Below are 17,372 nucleotides of genomic sequence, written 5' to 3'. Positions count from 1 at the left end.
GCATATGCGTGTTTTACCTTTAGTTTTTGCGCTTTTTGCAACGATGTTGACTATCTACGCTGCGTTCTACGCGCTCTTTGCGGTGGTTACGGCGGCGCATTGGGCTGAGGAACGAGGGATTGACGTTCAGATAATCACGCACGCAATGCTGTTATTGGCCTCGCTTCTCATTGTTTTGCCACGGCTGAAACATGGAATTACCGGTTTGCGCGGCAGGTTCCGGTGAAATAAAATCACAGCTAAACGGAACCAACTTCCCTGCTTTAATCCAACCAGAGCATTATCTGCCCGACGAAAGTGACTTCGACCGGCGGCGCCATTTGGCACTTACGCGCCAACGCCAAAACCAAGCAGCTACAAAGTAACCAAGGAGCGCAGCAACGATTGAAATAATGGCGAGCCCAGCTATCCCCTGAACGACTGCGAGCGGCGCTTCGTTCCAGACATAGTCGCCCCAAGCCGATAGGGGGGCGGCCGTTTCAATCAGTTCATAAAAACGCCCGGAACCGTTGTTTAACCGTAAAACGGATTCACCGACATAGATCGACCCAAACAATATGAACGGCGTGGTCGCGGGCATGCTGAGAAAAGTCATCGCCGCGCCGATCGGAATATTCGCACGGAACGGCAGCGCCAATAATGCGACGCCCGCAATTTGGACACCGGGTACCAGCAGAAAAATGCCGACCAGCAGCCCAAGCGCGACGCCGCGCGGCACCGAACGGCGCGTAAATCGCCACAATGCCGGGTGGAAAACGCGTTGCGCAAAAGGACGCAGAAAACGACTGCGTTCAAAGCTGTCACGCGTCGGCGCTTGCTTATGCAACCAGGCGTTGAATTTGCTCATCCGCGATCCCGCATGATTCGTCCTTGTTCCCGCTTCCAATCGCGCTCTTTTTCTGTCGCACGCTTGTCTGGGGCCTTTTTACCCTTTGCCAAAGCCAGTTCCACTTTCGCCCTGCCCCGGCCGTTGAAGTAAATCGAAAGCGGAACAAGCGTCATGCCTTGACGCATTACCGCTCCATGTAGCTTGTTTATTTCACGTTCATTAAGGAGCAATTTGCGCGGGCGCTTCGGTTCATGATTGAAACGGTTTCCATGGCTGAATTCGGGAATATTGGCGTTAATCAACCAAATTTGATCATCGCGAACTTCGGCATAACTCTCGGCAATTGAGCCCTCGCCAAAACGTAAGGACTTTACCTCCGTACCGGTCAGGACAATGCCAGCTTCATATTTGTCATCAATATGAAAATCATACCGCGCCCGCCGGTTTTCGGCGACCGTTTTGACCTTGTTAAATGCTTCCGGCTTTGGACGAGTCATTAAATGAGACCTGCATTCTCCAAAGCGGCATCAACCTGATGACGACTTGCTTCACTCGGCGGCGTCATGGGTAAACGCAACTCCGTCGGAAATCCCTCGATTACCCGAGACAAAGCATATTTGATTGGACCAGGGGACGCATCAGAAAACAATGACAAATGGAGGGGGTAGAGCTTGTCATTCAGTGCACGCGCCAAATCATAGTCACCGGAGGCACAAGCCGCTTGAAATTCAGCGCATAGTTTCGGCGCGACATTGGCCGTCACGGAAATACAACCTTTTCCGCCCGCCGCATTGAACGCAAGCGACTGTTCATCGACCCCTGACAACAAACAAAAATCCGGCCCACAAGCCAAACGATGGTCGGTAACGCGCGGCATGTCGCCACTGGCGTCCTTAATGCCGATTACGGTTGGTAACTTTGCCAGACGGGCGACGGTTTCCGGCTTGATATCCGTCACCGTGCGCGCCGGCACATTGTAGAGCAATATCGGCAAATCGTTCTTTTTGGTCATATGTTCGAAATGCGCGTAAATACCCTCTTGGTTTGGCCGGTTGTAATAAGGCGCAACCACAAGCCCAGCGGCAGCTCCGCTTTTCTTGGAAAAGTTGAGGTGCAGAACAGCATTGTTCGTGTCGTTTGAACCGCAACCCGCGATAACTGGCACGCGCCCAGCGGCTTGCTCGATGCATATCTCAATGACACGATGATGCTCCGCGTTAGACAGTGTCGAGGCCTCTCCGGTGGTTCCTGCGGGCACAAGCGCGCTCGAACCTTGCTCGATTTGCCAATCGATTAACGCACGAAAATGCTTTTCGCTAAACGCTCCGTCGCAAAAAGGAGTCACTAGAGCCGGTATTGATCCGGAAAACATATTATATGACTTTCATTCTGATCCAAATTGAACGCTAAGCTTACTATAGTCGCTTGTTCAGCGAATGATAAGGTTGGGGTCCATAATATGTCCAGCATGGTAAAGCATCTCATTTCCGCATCCGTTTTGATTATTCCATTTATGGCGTCCGCATCTGCACAGAAATCCGACGGGATTATATGGCAAAGCGGCACCGGCACCGGACAAATATCCACGCCATCCGGACAAATATTGTCTGCACCCGTCATTTACGACCCAAGCGAGGGTAAAATCCCCGCCGCGCTGCAGCGTTGGAAAATGTTAAGTGCCCCTGGCAATTATAGCTTTAACGATTACGCCTCATTTTTGATGCTGTACCCTGATTGGCCAAATGCCGACGACATGCGCAAAAAGGCGGAACAGACGATCAATCCCCTCTCTTACTCCCCTAACCAAGTTGTGGCTTATTTTGACCGGTTGCCGCCAGTCAGCAATGAAGGTCGCGCAAAATTTGCTTTGGCGCTGGATAGCGTTGGCGACAAGGCCCGCGCTGAAGAACAAGCACGTGCGGCATGGCGCGGCGGCGCGCTGAGCGACGACGATGAAGGACGGGTTTTCCGTATTGCCCGTGGCACGCTGACCTCTGCTGACCATGATGCCCGAGTCGACCGGCTATTATGGTCAGGATCGACGCGCGGCGCCGAACGCTGGATCGCCTTTACCTCGCCACAGCGTCGCCCTGCATTTGCGGCGGCATTGGCCATGCGGATAAAGGCGTCCGATGCCGACTTGAAGCTGCAAGAAGCCGGCGCTTTAGCAAGCAGCGAAGCCAGTCTTCTGGTGGCCCAAGCGGACGCAATGCGGGCCGCTGGTAACGGCATAGCTGTGCGCGAATTGCTTGCAAACCGACGGAATCTAGCCGCACCCGCGCCCGTGCTGAAGGATTGGTATCAATTGCTGCTGACGCATGCGCGCGCGGCTGAAAATGATGGCCAATATGACCTGGCCTATCGCATTGCCTCGCGTGTGAACGACGCCGTCCCTGCGGGCCTTGTATTGGCGGATCAGGATCTTGCTACGCGCGATCGATATACCAGCCTCACTTGGCTGGCCGGATCGGTGGCTATGGACCGCTTGGGCCGCCCACGTGATGCTGTAAACATGTTCGAACTTTATGCGACTGCCGCAAAAACCGCTCAAACCCGATCAAAGGGTTTTTACTGGGCTGGCAAGGCCGCAGCCAAGGCTGGCGACCCGGCAAGCGCGGCGCGCTATCATGAACAAGCAGCAGCCTTTTATGAGAGCTTTTTTGGCCAGTTGGCCTTGGAGCAGCTGCGTCGTCCCTTGCCGCAAGTTCCGCGCGTAGCAGCTACCCCGCCAACTTTGGCGGACGGCAATGTTCCCCCCGTGCATTTGGCAGCGGCGCTGGCCGCAAAATATGGCAGTTGGCGTGACCAGAGCAACTTTTTCAGGGCTATTGCCCGCCATGCGGATGACCGTGAGGAATATACGGCTGCGATTGGCCTGTCGCAGAAGCTTGGCCGTCCGGATCTGGCTGTTATGGCGGGCCGTGCAGCGCGCGCCGATGGCATTCCAGATTTGCTGGGTAACAGCTACCCCACCGTCAATGTTCCAGCGGCGCATAGTCAGACTTGGACGCTCGCTCATGCAATCATGCGTCAGGAAAGCCAGTTTGACCGTGCCGCCGTCAGCCACGCAGGGGCCCGCGGCCTGATGCAGTTAATGCCCGGAACCGCGCGGGAGACATCAGGCAAAATCTCAATGGCCTATCGTCCCGATGCGCTGACCGTTGATACCGATTACAACATCGCCTTGGGTGCCACATATATTGAACGCATGCTCGATTATTATGACGGAAGTTATCCCTTGGCCATCGCCGCTTATAATGGCGGTCCAGGTAATGTGAACAAATGGCTCCGTGCTTATGGCGACCCCCGCACGGGCAGCATTGATATCATGGATTGGATTGAGAAAATCCCGCTCAGCGAAACCCGCGATTATGTTTACCGCGTTTTGGAAAATGCGGTGATGTATGACCATCTCCACCCCGAAAAGGCGCGCGTGCGCTCGGCAACGCCGCTCAGCACCTATTTGGGCAAATCTACGCCGGGTTAATGCCCACCCTTCGGCTCGAACGGGTTCAAGGTATCGCTAGGTCACGCCGCACTTTTGGGGTCTCTCGACTCTCTTCGGCCTGAAAGGCTAAGGCAGTTGCATGGCCGAGCGTACCAACCCGATCACCCCTGCCGGATTCGCGGCCTTACGCGAACGCTATGAACAGCTGTTCGCCATCGACCGCCCCGCAGTCGTCGAAATCGTTCACTGGGCCGCAGGCAATGGCGACCGCAGTGAAAATGGCGATTATATTTACGGACGCCAAAAACTCCGCGCGATTGACAGGGAACTGGGCCAATTATCGAAAAAGATGAAAGTCGCGCAAATACTCGACCCATCTAAGCAAGAGGACCGAAGCCGCATATTCTTCGGCGCTTGCGTGACGATCGCAGATATTGACGACGTCCAACGCATAATCACAATCGTCGGCGATGACGAAGCCGATGCCAGCAATAGCCGAATCGGCTGGAATGCGCCGCTTTCCCGCGCCTTACGCGGCGCGCGCGTGGGGGATGTCAAAACCGTGAATTTGCCCACAGGACCAAAGGAATGGGAAGTTTTGAATATAAACTATCCCTTGGGAGAATAACCAATCGTCCGTTGCGCCAAAGCCACGATCGCTGGGTTGGCATCCGGAAATTCCTGCGGCACACTCGCCTCTAATTCCGCGATAACATGCGTAAGCACCGCAATCCGCGCCGCCTTTTGATTGTTGCCATCGATAACGGTCCAAGGTGCCCAATGCGTATGCGTGCGCTTGAACATATCCTTTAGCGCGTCGAGATATTCGTCTCGCTTTTCGCGATTGCGAAAATCTTCTGCAGTGACTTTCCACCTTTTGGTTGGATCATCCAGCCGTTCAATCAGAACCTTGTCTTGTGTTTCCGCAGTCACATGCAGGAATATCTTGATAATTTTCGTGCCAATCTCGCCTTGGCGGGATTCAAATTCGTTGATTTCATCATAGCCGCGTCGCCATTCGGCTTCGGTACAAAATCCCTCGACACGCTCCACAAGTACGCGACCATAATGGCTTCTGTCCCAAATGCTGATTTCCCGTTTGCCCGGCAATTTATTCCAGAAGCGCCACAGGAAATGCTTGTCCTTTTCTTCTGAAGTTGGCGCAGAAATCGGGAAGACTTGATAAAATCGCGGGTCAAGCAAAGAGGTCATGCGCTTAATTGCACCCCCCTTGCCTGCGGCATCCCAGCCTTCGACTATGATTAAAGTGCGCGCTTCATGCAGAATGTGCAGTGCCTGAAGCTCGGACAAGCGATCCTGAAGGCTTTTCAGGTCCGTGTCATATGTGCCGGCATATATCTTGCCGGCTTCAAACTGGGAAAGGTCGATAGACATTCTCGCTTCCCAGCATCTATCGCGCAGACAAACAAGCGAAAGCGCAGCTCTGTCCCCAAAAGGGACAGATCCTGCTGCTCAAATTGTCCCTGAAATCAGGCCTTGGGCGGCTGCTCCACCACGCGAATGTGCAATTCGCGCAATTGCTTGGCCATCGCAGGCGACGGAGCACCCATCAAAAGGTCTTCCGCCCGCTGGTTCATCGGGAACAAGGTGATTTCGCGCAAATTCTGAACGCCGCACAAAAGCATGACCATCCGGTCCACCCCTGCGGCCATGCCGCCATGCGGCGGCGCACCAAATTGGAATGCGCGATACATGCCGCCAAAGCGCGCCTCAACGTCGGCCTGCGTCAAACCCGTGAGTTCAAACGCCTTGACCATCAAATCTGGGTGCTGGTTCCGGATCGAGCCTGAGGCAAGCTCATAGCCGTTACAGACCATGTCATATTGATATGCCTTGATGGTGAGCGGGTCCTGCGTTTCGAGCGCCTGAAGCCCGCCCTGAGGCATTGAGAAGGGGTTATGGGCAAAGTCGACCTTTTTGTCTTCCTCGCTCCATTCGTAGAATGGGAAGTCGATGATCCAGCAAAAACGGAACGCGTCCTTTTCAATCAGGTCGAGCTGCTCGCCGGTCCGCGTGCGGGCCGCACCAGCCAGCTTTGCCGCTTGCTCTTCCTTGCCAGCGGCAAAGAAGCAACCATCATCAGGTCCAAGGCCGATCGCATCGTACAGCGCGCGCATTCCCTCTTCGCCATGATTCTTGGCAATTGGGCCGCCAAACTCGCCACCCTTACGGGTGACATAGCCAAGTCCGGCGTGCCCTTCGCTGCGCGCCCATTCGTTCATGTCGTCGAAGAATTTACGGCTCTTATCCGCTGTTTTTGGCGCCGGAATGGCGCGGACAACGCCGCCGCCTTCAACAATACGCTCAAACAGACCAAAGCCCGAGGTTTTGAAATGGTCAGTAACGTCGTGGATGATCAGCGGGTTGCGCAAATCCGGCTTGTCAGTGCCATAATCCAACATCGCCTTGGAATGCGGAATGCGCGGGAACTGTCCGGCTGGTGTCACTTTTTTGCCGTCAGCAAATGCTTCGAACACGCCGGCCATAACGGGTTCCATCGTGTCCCAGATTTCTTCCTGCGTGACAAAGCTCATTTCCAGATCAAGCTGGTAAAATTCGCCCGGCAAACGGTCGGCGCGCGGGTCTTCATCGCGGAAGCATGGTGCGATTTGGAAATAGCGGTCGAAACCGGCGACCATCAACAACTGCTTATATTGCTGAGGCGCTTGCGGCAGCGCAAAGAATTTTCCGGCGTGGATGCGGCTTGGCACGAGGAAGTCGCGCGCGCCCTCTGGGCTTGATGCGGTCAAGATGGGCGTTGAATATTCGGTGAAGCCGATATCTTCCATTCGGCGGCGCGTTTCGCGAATAATCTGCGTGCGCTTGACGATATTGGCGTGGAGCGTTTCGCGGCGCAAATCGAGAAAGCGGTATTTCAATCGCGTTTCTTCAGGATATTCTTGCTCACCGGCAACTGGCAATGGCAGTTCTTCCGACTTGCTCAGCACCGTGACGCTGCGGGCAAAAACTTCAATCTGCCCAGTCGGCAGATGGGCATTGACCGTACTTGCGCTGCGGGCCTTCACCTCGCCATCAATGGTGATGACGCTTTCGAGGCGCAACGCCTCCAATATTGGCAAAGCGGGGCTATCGGTATCGGCGACGATCTGCGTCATGCCATAATGGTCCCGCAGATCGACGAACAACACGCCGCCATGGTCGCGCTTACGGTGGACCCAGCCCGACAGGCGGACGGTTTCGCCCACATGGGAATCGCGGAGTTCGGCGCATTTGTGCGTACGATAAGCGTGCATTGTTAACTCAATTCAAAAAAGCTGTGGAAAGCGGGCCTGTCAACAGTGCAGCGGCACTTTGTCAAGTCGTGAATGGGTGCTACGGCGACACCCAATGCAGATTCATCCACTTATCACCGACAGCAAACGCCTCGCCGAATTGTGCGCACGCCTTGCACAATCGCCGTTTATTGCGGTCGACACCGAATTTATGCGGGAAAATACATATTATCCCGACTTATGTTTGGTGCAACTGGCCGACGCCCATGAGGCCGCAGCAATTGACCCCAAGGCCGAAGGTCTTGACCTGACGCCAATGCTTGAGCTGCTATGTGAAAATGAGGATGTGTTAAAGGTTTTCCACGCAGGTGGACAGGATATCGAGATATTCTTCAACCTGACCGGTAAAACCCCGCACCCCATGTTCGACACGCAAATTGCCGCCATGGCGCTGGGTCAGGGTGAACAAGTCGGTTACTCGAACCTTGTCGACCTGTGGATGGGTATCCAGTTGGACAAGGGCGCCCGCTTTACCGATTGGTCGCGGCGTCCGCTGGACAAACGCCAAATCGATTATGCCATTGCGGATGTGACGCATTTGTCGGTTATTTTTCCGATGATGTTGGAAAAGCTTAAGACCACTGGGCGTGGCGCGTGGTTGAATGACGAGATGGAGCGCATTTCCGACGCCGCCAATTATCGCAATGACCCCGAAAACGCATGGGCACGGATTAAGGTGCAATCGCGCAAACCCGACGTGCTTGGTCGGCTTCAAGCCATGGCAGCCTGGCGCGAGAAAGAGGCGCAGCGCAAGAATATCCCGCGTGGACGCATTATGAAGGATGAAACGCTGGCCGATATCGCCGCGCATCCCCCCAAAAGTCAGGCGGATTTGCCCAAAGTACGCGGCCTTTCGCCCGCATGGCGCGACAATGACATAGGTGCGCGCCTGATCGGGGTAATTGAAGCCAGCCAACCTATGGCACGTGACAATTTGCCAGACCGTGCCCGTTCGTCCCCTGGCGGTGGCAAAGACGGTTCGCTGGTCGCGGATCTGCTGAAGCTATTGCTCAAAATCCGGTCACGCGAAATCAACGTGGCCCCACGCTTGATTGTGCGGACGGAAGAGCTTGAGCGCTTGGCTGCTGGCGAGCGCGAAGACCTTGAAGTGTTAACGGGATGGCGTTTTGACCAATTCGGGCGCGATGCTCTGGATCTTGTCGAAGGTCGGTTGGCCTTCGCCGTGGTCAATGGCAAGCTCAAGATGACCCTCACGCATGAAGAAGACATGGTGCGGGAAACACCGGCTTAGATACTGCCCCTAAATCAGCCTTCGAGAACTTTTTTTACCAACGTCAAATTTACGGGCGCATTTTCCGAGAGCGCCATGGCGTTTGCGGATCGCGCAAATTTCTCAATGGCAACATAGCTGCGTTCGATACGCCGTTTCACATAGCTTAAGGCATCTATGCTGATCGCCGCGCCCCGGTCGGCGAGCTGTTTTTGCAGCAATTGTTCAATCATTTCGTCATCCGGCGGCGCAATGTCGAGCAACATTGCAGCGCCTAATCGCGACTGCAAATCGGGCAGAGCAATATTCCATTCCGCCGGTTGCCAACGCGATATCAATAACAATGGCACGCCGCTTTCTTGTGAACGGTTCCACGCATTGAAAAGTGTTTCGTCGGAACTGGCTTCGGCTTCATCAATGACCGTACCATTCTGTCCCGAAAAATACCGCGCCATCAGTGTTTTTCCCGAGCGGGCTGGCCCAGTTAAGATCGCACAACGCTTTGCCCAGCCAGCCGCACTGGACAGTCCAGCAAAGGCCGCTGCATTCGAATCCGTGATGATGAGGCTGGACGACGCGCCACTGCGCAACTCATCCAAGGGCAAAGCAATTTGACGCATCGAACCGCTCAATACGCTTATGGCCGGGGTTGAGGCGCGGAAGGGACCTGCCCCTCTGGCACAATCGATCTGACAACGTCATCAAGCGATGGCACGGCGGAATCCTGCAATGGTGCGCCAGTTTCATCCAAAGCCGCAGCGTCTTCGACTTCCCCTTCCAAATCCTCGCCCTCAACCACTTCGGGTTCAAGGACCAGCGATGCATCCGCCCGCAGGCGCCCTGAGGCTAAGGCTGATTGGAACAATTGATCCATCCGCATCACCGCCTGATCCATCATCGCAGGAATGCCAGCGCTGCTCGTCGTGCGCAGCGTGAATGCACCCAGAAACTTGTTATCGGGACCATAGCGCGCCGAAAAACGCCCTATGACTGGACCACCCGGCCATTGCCGTTCAATCCGCGCGATGGGAATGATAACGTCCGCCGCACCGAATTGGTCAAGAATCGTGCGCCACCAAATGCGGCTACGGCGTTCCGGTTGGCCTGCGTTCAACAAAAGCGACTCGCCACCTGCCCCGCTTGGGCGGACATAATCGATCGTGCTGTCTGCGGTCCGAAATTTGGCCCAGCTTCGCTGCCATGATGTGCGCTGTTCAAACACCGTGGGTGCACCTGCGGAATAAGTCACGGGCAACAACATCAATGGTGCAGATCGCCTCGCAACGCCACTGACGCCCAGCAACTGACCGGCGCGCGCACGGTCAAACAAGACGCCCAGCTTTGCAACATAACGGCGTGGACCAATTTGTTCCTGTTCCACAACAATGGCGGCAGTGATGCCGTCCAATGTCGAATCGGACAGGCCAGCCCCTACTTCATTATGGGTTTTGCGCCACAACGCCGCCCATGCAATGCGCTGCGCCTGCTCCCACCCCTTTTTTCGTGCTTCAAAGGCATTGTCGCCAACCACGTTGACCGAAACGCCGGTAACTTCAAAGTCGCCGGCGCTCGCAATCGGCGCAATACCGCGCTTTGGCCCCTCAATCTGCGCAACGACGATGCCACCGCCGACCAGCGCCAAAGGCGCGCCGATTGCTGCAATGCGGAACCAATTCTTACGCAAATTTATCATCTCGTCACCTTTAGGCGACATAGACGTGGAATTCCAAGCTTGTTCTCGCTAACGGCGACAAATGGACGCAAAAGATCAAAGCTCAGAATCCTACACTTACGCCAAGGCGGGTGTTTCCATCGAAACCGGCAATGCCCTGGTGCGCGCCATTGCGCCACTGGCCAAAGCAACGCGTCGTGCAGGTGCGGACGCGGACCTTGGCGGATTTGGCGGGTTCTTCGATTTGAAAGCAGCAGGGTTTAATGACCCCTTGCTTGTGGCCGCAAATGACGGTGTCGGCACGAAGCTGAAGCTTGCGATAGAATCGGGACGGCATGAAGGCGTCGGCATCGACCTCGTTGCGATGTGCGCAAATGACCTGATCGTGCAAGGCGCAGAGCCGCTGTTTTTCCTTGATTATTATGCGACCGGCAAGCTGGACAATGCGGTTGCGACATCTGTGGTGGCCAGTATCGCTAAGGGCTGCAAACTGGCTGGATGCGCGCTGATCGGCGGCGAGACCGCGGAAATGCCCGGAATGTATTCCGATGGCGATTATGACCTTGCTGGCTTTTGCGTCGGCGCGGTGGAACGCGACCAGGTTCTGACCGCAGACAAAGTTGAAGCGGGCGACGTCTTCTTGGGCCTTGCATCTTCGGGTGTGCACTCCAACGGCTTTTCCTTGGTGCGCAGGCTTGCGGCGGACAAGGGTTGGAAGCTGGATCGCCCCGCCCTGTTCGACCAGAATATCATCCTGATTGACGCGCTGATGGCGCCGACCCGAATCTATGTGCAATCCTTGCTGCCGCTGGTACGCACGGGCAAAATCCACGCGATGGCGCACATTACGGGCGGCGGTTTGCTTGAGAATATCCCGCGTATTTTGCCAGCTGGGCTTCATGCGCATGTCAACGCGGATGCTTGGACGCAGCCGCGCCTGATGGCGTTTTTGCAAGCACAGGGAAATATCGAGCCAGAGGAAATGGCGCGCACATTTAACTGTGGTATCGGCATGGCTATCGTGGTTGCGCAAGGCGATGTAGCAGATGTGACAACTGCGCTTGAGGCCGCTGGTGAGACGGTGTTCAACATCGGTCACATTGCAGCAGGCGACAAAGGCTGCACCGTCACGGGCTCTGTCGAAACATGGAGCGCGCAATCCGATTGGACTGCGACTTATGTGGGCTAAACTACCTTTATCCCCCTCCCGCCTGCGGGAGGGGCTAGGGGCGGGGCGAACCGAAGGTTCGCTTGCAGCGTTTAATGTGGAAGCCCTCCCCCGACCCCTCCCGCCTGCGGGAGGGGGGAGCAAATGAAAGCCAAAGTTGCCGTCCTCATCTCCGGCGCGGGCACGAATATGGCAGCGTTGTTATATGCCTCTAAGTTGCCAAGCTGCCCCTATGAAATCATTCTGGTCGCCAGCAACAACCCAGACGCAGAGGGGCTAAAAATCGCCGCAACAGAGGGCATTCCGACCTTTGCGGCGTCACATATCGGCCTTGATCGTGCCGCGCATGACGCGGTCATGCATGACGCGATCGTTAAAGCCGGTGCCGCCTATGTCGCTTTGGCTGGATATATGCGGATATTGTCCACAGAATTCGTCACAAAATGGGATGGACGCATGCTCAATATCCACCCTTCTTTGCTGCCAAAGTATAAGGGCCTGCACACCCATCAAAGAGCTATTGATGCCAAAGACAAAGTCGCGGGGACCAGCGTGCATTTGGTCACGGCGGAACTGGACGATGGCCCCGTGCTTGGCCAAATCGAGGTGGCGATTTTGCTCGGCGACACAGCAGATATGCTCGCCGACCGCGTAAAAATGGCGGAGTATCAATTATACCCCAAGACGCTGGCCGATTTTGTCGCGCGCGATACCAATACGTAATAGCCGAAGGCGCAAGTCCGCACCCTCGCACAGCCTGCAGCGGATGAAGTATCATCCCATGGCTAATGACACCGGACTTACCTGATTACGTCAGGCAAGTCGGGGCATCGCGTATATCGGCTGGGTTACCCAACAATCTCTTCTGGCTTGAAGAAGTAAGCGATTTCGATGGCAGCGTTTTCGTCGCTGTCGGAACCATGGACGGTGTTGGCTTCGATGCTTTCGGCCAATTCCTTGCGGATCGTGCCGGGTTCCGCATTTTCAGGGTTCGTCGCGCCCATGATGTCGCGGTTGCGCTGCATGGCATTTTCGCCTTCAAGCACTTGCACGACCACTGGTCCGCTGATCATGAACTCAACCAGTTCACCAAAGAACGGGCGTTCTTTGTGCACGGCGTAAAAGCCTTCGGCTTGTGCACGCGACATGTGAATGCGCTTTGAAGCCACAACGCGCAGGCCAGCTTCTTCAAGCATCTTGGTCACGGCACCTGTCAGGTTGCGGCGTGTTGCGTCAGGCTTGATGATCGAAAATGTGCGCGTAACCGCCATGAGATGCTCCAAATATATAGGGGTGAATTTGGCGCGCGTCTAACGACGCTTGCTCTTTTTGGCAAGCTTTATGGGCCTTGCACCCATTTACCACCGTCCTGTTTCCAGTAACGCCGCTCCACCCCATCGCTTAAGCTTCGCCATGCCGCGCGCGCATTGTCGGTGTGGCTGGGCGGAAAGAGGTAAAAAATGCGATCGAATTCTTTTTCAATCGGGCGCCAGTTTCCATCGGCAATGGCCACAAACCGCGCTTCATTCGCAGCTTCGACATCATGGGACAGCAATATGGGTTGCAGGGCATCCTCCCCCTCGCCTGCCTTGGCATGCGCGAGAAAGCTGTCCGCCTTTGCTGTCCAAAGCGCGGACGATATGGCGTCCAATTGCGCTTCGTCGTCACTGACAATCAATAACCGTCCGTCATCGTCCAATATACGCTGGGCGATGAGGGCAAGTATTTTTTCAGCAGGATCGCGGGTGAGCTGATAGAAATCGACCTGCATGATGCGGCTACATCAGCCTTCGAAATTGTCGGCGACGAAGCGATCAAGCAAACGCACGCCAAATCCGGTTGCGCCCTTGTCCCACACGGGACCCGGCTTGTCGGCCCACACCGTGCCAGCGATATCAAGATGCGCCCATTTCACGCCGTCCTTGATAAAGCGACCCAAGAATTGCGCGGCGGTAATGGAACCTGCGCCTTTCCCGCCGATATTCTTCATATCGGCAATCGGGCTGTCGATCATTTTGTCATAAGCCTTTGACAAGGGGAAGCGCCACAGGGGATCGCCCGATGCCTTACCCGCCGCCGTCAGCTTATCGGCAAGTTCATCACTGTTCGAGAATAGCCCTGCATATTCACTACCAAGCGACACAATGATCGCGCCTGTCAGTGTCGCCAAATCGACGATATATTCTGGGTTATAATTCTCCTGCACCCAATGGAGCGCGTCGCACAAAACAAGGCGGCCTTCTGCATCGGTGTTCAACACCTCAATCGTTTGGCCCGACATGGACGTCACAATATCACCGGGACGTTGCGCATTACCGTCGGGCATATTCTCCACAAGGCCGCAGACGCCAACGACATAGGCCTTGGCCTTACGTCCCGCCAATGCCTTCATGGCACCTGCAACCGCGCCCGCGCCGCCCATATCCCATTTCATATCTTCCATGCCTGCGGCTGGCTTAATGGAAATACCACCTGTATCGAACGTCACGCCCTTGCCGACCAAGGCGACTGGCCGTTCCTGAGCGCCACCAGTACCATCCCATTTCATCACCAGCAGTCGTGCGGGGCGACGAGATCCTTGCGCCACGCCCAACAGCGCCCCCATGCCAAGCGCCGCCATATCCTTATCATCCAGCACGCTGATTTCGACGCCCAGCTCTTTCAAATGCTGGCAACGGTCAACAAAGCTCTCTGGATAAATGATGTTTGCAGGCTCAGTCACTAATTCCTTAGTCAGGGCAACGCCTTGCGCGATCGCTTGATAACTTGTCCAATGCGCGCTGGCCTCTGCAGGCGCAGCAACGACGGTGAACGATTCCACCGTCGGCTTTGACGTTTCGGGCAATTTGGTGCGGTATTTGTCCATCCGCCAGTTGCGCAGCGTCGCGCCAAAAGCAACCTCTGCCGCGTGTTGTGCGGTCAAATTAGCCCCATGAACGGCAATATGCTTTGCGCCCGATGTCTGCACCTTGGCGATAATGTCTCCGCCAATTTTCTGGTAATCCGCCGCCTCACCTTCCGCCACGCCAAGCAGCATGATGCGTACCAACTTGCCGTCTTGTTCGTTGATCAACAGGAAGTTTTGCCCCGCCGCACCTTCAAACCGCGCAAGCTTTGCAGTTGCGTGAATCATCTCCGTTTTTTCCAACGGAAATTCAAAATCGGCAAAGCTGCTTTTGGTGACGATAAAGGCGAGCACGTCGGCAGCTTGAGGGCGCGCATCGATAAAATTGATTTTCATGGAAATAAACAGCCTTTCCGCTGGGTGTCATGTTTGACGTTTCTATAGGCCTATTATCCGTTCCGATTAAAGCAAAAGATGGTGCAAACATGCCAGCGCTTAGCCGCAAATAATGCTGTGCGTGGCAACATGGGTGGACCCACGGCAATAGCGGCGATAAAGGGCATATTGGTTTTTATGATTATTCCCGCCCCCCGGCCCACCCTTCTTCGCATTCTGCTTATGCCGATATTGCTCGGATGCGGCTCATTGTCGACCATTGCAATGGCCCAAAGCGATACTCCTGCTGCCGCGCCGCAGCAGACCAGCGACCAGATCGGATTTGCCGCGGCGGTCGTTGAATATGATTCCAACACAGAGATAGTGACCGCCAAAGGCAACGTAATTGCCAGTCGGGAAGGCTATAAGATTTACGCGGATAATATCGTCTGGAACCGCACCACCGGTCAAGTTTTGGCCGAAGGCAATATTCGGGCCATAGGGCCGGATGGCGATATCGCTTATGGCGATAAAATTGAACTTACCGATGCCCTCAAAGACGGCGTCATTAACAATATGCTTGTGGTGCTGGCCGACGAAAGCCGCTTGGCAGCCAATCGCGGCGCACGCAAAGATGGCGTGTATACGCTCGATTACGCAGCATATACGGCATGTAAGGTCGAAACCGCTGATGGCTGCCCGAAAAAGCCAAGCTGGGAAGTAAAGGCCTTAAAGGTGATATACGACCCCGCCAAGAAACGCGTCGTCTACCAAGGTGCGCGAATTGAGCTATTCGGGTTGCCCGTTATACCCCTTCCGTTTTTGTCACACCCTGTCGGCACAAAGGCGGGTAGCGGCTTTCTCGTCCCAAGCATTGGTTTCTCCCGCAACAACGGCGTTGAGCTGGAGCAATCTTATTATTGGCGCATCACCCAAAATCGGGATTTAACCGGTTCGGTCACCGCATTTTCCGATGCGGCACCTTTGGGCCGCGTGAATTTTCGATCATTGGAAAAATATGGTGCGGTCGACCTGACGGCATATGGCACATATAGCGACCGTATTAGCACGAGCGAAGTCGCAACCTCTGTTGGGTCGAGTGTATTTCGCGGATATCTAGAGGGTGCTGGCCGATTTCAATTCGACCCCTATTGGTCAGTTTCGGCATCCGGTCGCTATGCATCCGACCGGACATTCCTTCGGCGCTATGACATAAGCCGCGACGATAGGCTGCGTTCGACATTTTCGGCGGAGCGCATCGGGGCGAACAGCTACTTTTCATTGTCAGGCTGGGCTGTGCAGACCTTGCGTACGGGCGACCCGCAAGGGCTTGCGCCGATTGCGCTGCCCGAAATAGATTACCGCTTGCGTATCAATGCGCCGGTGGTTGGGGGAAGTTTCCAGCTTCAGGCGAACAGCCTAGCCATTGCCCGCACAGAGGGACAAGACACGCAACGGGCCTTTGCTTCTGCCAAATGGGACTTGCGGACAATTAATGGCCTTGGTCAAGAAGTAAGCTTTAATGTGCTTGCACGCGGTGATGTCTACAACAGTAATGATAATGCAAGCACGCTTACAGCGATTTACCGCGGTGAAACCGGCTGGCAAACGCGCAGCATATTTTTAGCGGCGGCAGACGTTAAATGGCCTTTCGTAGGACAAGCCTTTGGCGGTACGCAGATTTTCACGCCGCGCGTTCAGGTCGTGGCAGCACCGGCCATTAGCAATCTGAAGATTCCAAACGAAGATTCGCGTGCCGTCGACCTTGAGGATAGCAACCTTTTCGCGCTGAACCGGTTTCCGGGCTATGACCGGTTCGAAGATGGTTATCGGGTGACATATGGCTTCGACTGGGCCTTAAGGAAGACCGATTTTACGGCTGATGTCAATTTGGGTCAAAGCTATCACCTGTCCAACCGAACTTCGATCTTCCCTGATGGGACAGGACTTTCGGACAAAGCATCAGACATAGTTGGCCGTTCAGAATTTCGCTTTAAAAACATCCTAAAGCTAACCCACCGTTTCAGACTGGATAAGGACAATTTGGCCATCCGGCGTAACGAAATCGACGCCACAGTCGGTTCGCGCGGAACGTATTTGCAAGCTGGCTATCTTAAGTTGAACCGCAACATTGGTCCGACGCTAGAAGATTTGAATGACCGCGAAGAAATTCGGCTCGCTGGTCGTGTCCGTTTGGCGCGCTTCTGGTCGGTTTTTGGATCGACCATTCTTGACCTTACCGGCACTAACGAAGACCCCACAATCGTCTCGGATGGCTTCGACCCAATCCGGCATAGGCTTGGCGTCTCTTATGATGATGATTGCTTATCGTTAAGCCTAACGTGGCGGCGTGACTATCAGCCTGTGGGCGATTCCCAGCGCGGCAACAGCTTCCTGTTCCGTCTGGCATTTCGTAATCTGGGTGTGTAAGGCGTCGTTAAGAAATATTCTGACGGGTTTCTGGCCGATCATCTGTTGTTCAGCAGGCAT

16 protein-coding genes and 1 pseudogene are annotated in these 17,372 nt (G+C 55.0%); 7 read left to right on the top strand and 10 right to left on the bottom strand.

The features are described 5' to 3' along the window. Nucleotides 1–4 precede the first annotated feature (4 nt). The gene (locus tag ACILP3_RS04470; RefSeq protein ID WP_395615466.1) at nucleotides 5–226 is read left to right on the top strand and encodes a hypothetical protein; all 222 of its coding nucleotides are present in this window, start codon (nucleotides 5–7) and stop codon (nucleotides 224–226) included. Between the two features lie 54 nt (nucleotides 227–280). Here ACILP3_RS04470 and ACILP3_RS04465 read toward each other — a convergent pair whose 3' ends face one another. From ACILP3_RS04465 to dapA, 3 genes are read right to left on the bottom strand one after another with little or no spacing between them, the layout of a single operon-like run. Further along, nucleotides 281–847: a DUF2062 domain-containing protein gene (locus ACILP3_RS04465; RefSeq protein ID WP_395615465.1), complete on the bottom strand. Its 567-nt coding sequence runs from the start codon at nucleotides 845–847 to the stop codon at nucleotides 281–283. Further along, nucleotides 844–1,326 (bottom strand): SsrA-binding protein SmpB, encoded by a 483-nt coding sequence (gene smpB, locus ACILP3_RS04460; protein WP_125230014.1) that lies wholly within the window; start codon nucleotides 1,324–1,326, stop codon nucleotides 844–846. Before smpB ends, ACILP3_RS04465 begins: the two co-directional genes overlap by 4 nt. Beyond that, nucleotides 1,326–2,201, bottom strand: a complete 876-nt coding sequence (dapA, locus tag ACILP3_RS04455; protein WP_395615464.1) for a 4-hydroxy-tetrahydrodipicolinate synthase — start codon at nucleotides 2,199–2,201, stop codon at nucleotides 1,326–1,328. The genes smpB and dapA overlap by 1 nt, the downstream gene beginning before the upstream one ends. Before the next feature lie 87 nt (nucleotides 2,202–2,288). Here dapA and ACILP3_RS04450 point away from each other — a divergent pair, with 87 nt between their 5' ends. Both ACILP3_RS04450 and ACILP3_RS04445 read left to right on the top strand, forming a co-directional pair. Further along, nucleotides 2,289–4,316, top strand: a complete 2,028-nt coding sequence (locus ACILP3_RS04450) for a transglycosylase SLT domain-containing protein (RefSeq protein WP_395615463.1) — start codon at nucleotides 2,289–2,291, stop codon at nucleotides 4,314–4,316. A gap of 100 nt (nucleotides 4,317–4,416) precedes the next feature. Beyond that, entirely contained in the window at nucleotides 4,417–4,905 is a 489-nt protein-coding gene (locus ACILP3_RS04445; protein ID WP_395615462.1) for a GreA/GreB family elongation factor, read from the top strand. Here ACILP3_RS04445 and ACILP3_RS04440 read toward each other — a convergent pair. Both ACILP3_RS04440 and aspS read right to left on the bottom strand, forming a co-directional pair. Further along, nucleotides 4,887–5,672 (bottom strand): polyphosphate kinase 2 family protein, encoded by a 786-nt coding sequence (locus ACILP3_RS04440; RefSeq protein ID WP_395615461.1) that lies wholly within the window; start codon nucleotides 5,670–5,672, stop codon nucleotides 4,887–4,889. The two genes, ACILP3_RS04445 and ACILP3_RS04440, sit on opposite strands and share 19 nt — an antisense overlap. A 95-nt stretch (nucleotides 5,673–5,767) precedes the next feature. After that, nucleotides 5,768–7,552, bottom strand: a complete 1,785-nt coding sequence (aspS, locus tag ACILP3_RS04435; RefSeq protein WP_395615460.1) for an aspartate--tRNA ligase — start codon at nucleotides 7,550–7,552, stop codon at nucleotides 5,768–5,770. 94 nt (nucleotides 7,553–7,646) lie between these two features. Here aspS and rnd point away from each other — a divergent pair, with 94 nt between their 5' ends. Beyond that, nucleotides 7,647–8,843: a ribonuclease D gene (gene rnd / locus ACILP3_RS04430; RefSeq protein WP_395615459.1), complete on the top strand. Its 1,197-nt coding sequence runs from the start codon at nucleotides 7,647–7,649 to the stop codon at nucleotides 8,841–8,843. A 14-nt stretch (nucleotides 8,844–8,857) separates the two neighbouring features. Here the strand turns inward: rnd and ACILP3_RS04425 are convergent, their stop codons facing one another. Further along, nucleotides 8,858–9,442: an ATPase gene (locus tag ACILP3_RS04425; RefSeq protein ID WP_395615458.1), complete on the bottom strand. Its 585-nt coding sequence runs from the start codon at nucleotides 9,440–9,442 to the stop codon at nucleotides 8,858–8,860. A 17-nt stretch (nucleotides 9,443–9,459) separates the two neighbouring features. Further along, on the bottom strand, nucleotides 9,460–10,536 hold the full coding sequence (locus tag ACILP3_RS04420) for a heavy-metal-associated domain-containing protein (protein ID WP_395615457.1): 1,077 nt from the start codon (nucleotides 10,534–10,536) through the stop codon (nucleotides 9,460–9,462). A 40-nt stretch (nucleotides 10,537–10,576) separates the two neighbouring features. On the opposite strand from ACILP3_RS04420, the gene purM reads away from it, so the two are divergent. Both purM and purN read left to right on the top strand, forming a co-directional pair. Beyond that, nucleotides 10,577–11,683, top strand: coding sequence for a phosphoribosylformylglycinamidine cyclo-ligase (purM, locus tag ACILP3_RS04415; RefSeq protein WP_395615456.1), 1,107 nt, complete (start codon nucleotides 10,577–10,579; stop codon nucleotides 11,681–11,683). 123 nt (nucleotides 11,684–11,806) lie between these two features. Then, nucleotides 11,807–12,373: pseudogene (gene purN, locus ACILP3_RS04410) on the top strand (phosphoribosylglycinamide formyltransferase); the annotation flags it as partial. 137 nt (nucleotides 12,374–12,510) lie between these two features. Here purN and ndk read toward each other — a convergent pair. From ndk to ACILP3_RS04395, 3 genes are all read right to left on the bottom strand, one after another. Further along, nucleotides 12,511–12,933, bottom strand: a complete 423-nt coding sequence (gene ndk / locus ACILP3_RS04405; RefSeq protein WP_125230003.1) for a nucleoside-diphosphate kinase — start codon at nucleotides 12,931–12,933, stop codon at nucleotides 12,511–12,513. A gap of 68 nt (nucleotides 12,934–13,001) precedes the next feature. After that, a complete protein-coding gene (locus ACILP3_RS04400; RefSeq protein ID WP_395615455.1) occupies nucleotides 13,002–13,433 on the bottom strand; it encodes a DNA polymerase III subunit chi in 432 nt (143 codons plus the stop codon). A 12-nt stretch (nucleotides 13,434–13,445) separates the two neighbouring features. Then, entirely contained in the window at nucleotides 13,446–14,903 is a 1,458-nt protein-coding gene (locus ACILP3_RS04395) for a leucyl aminopeptidase (RefSeq protein WP_395615454.1), read from the bottom strand. Nucleotides 14,904–15,152: 249 nt separating this feature from the next. Between ACILP3_RS04395 and ACILP3_RS04390 the strand changes: the two genes are divergently transcribed. Next, nucleotides 15,153–17,312, top strand: coding sequence for an LPS-assembly protein LptD (locus ACILP3_RS04390; RefSeq protein WP_395615453.1), 2,160 nt, complete (start codon nucleotides 15,153–15,155; stop codon nucleotides 17,310–17,312). Nucleotides 17,313–17,372 lie beyond the last annotated feature (60 nt).

The sequence above is a fragment of the Sphingorhabdus sp. genome, assembly GCF_044239665.1.
Classification (GTDB): domain Bacteria; phylum Pseudomonadota; class Alphaproteobacteria; order Sphingomonadales; family Sphingomonadaceae; genus Sphingorhabdus_B.
This window is presented reverse-complemented; position numbering and strand designations above follow the sequence as displayed.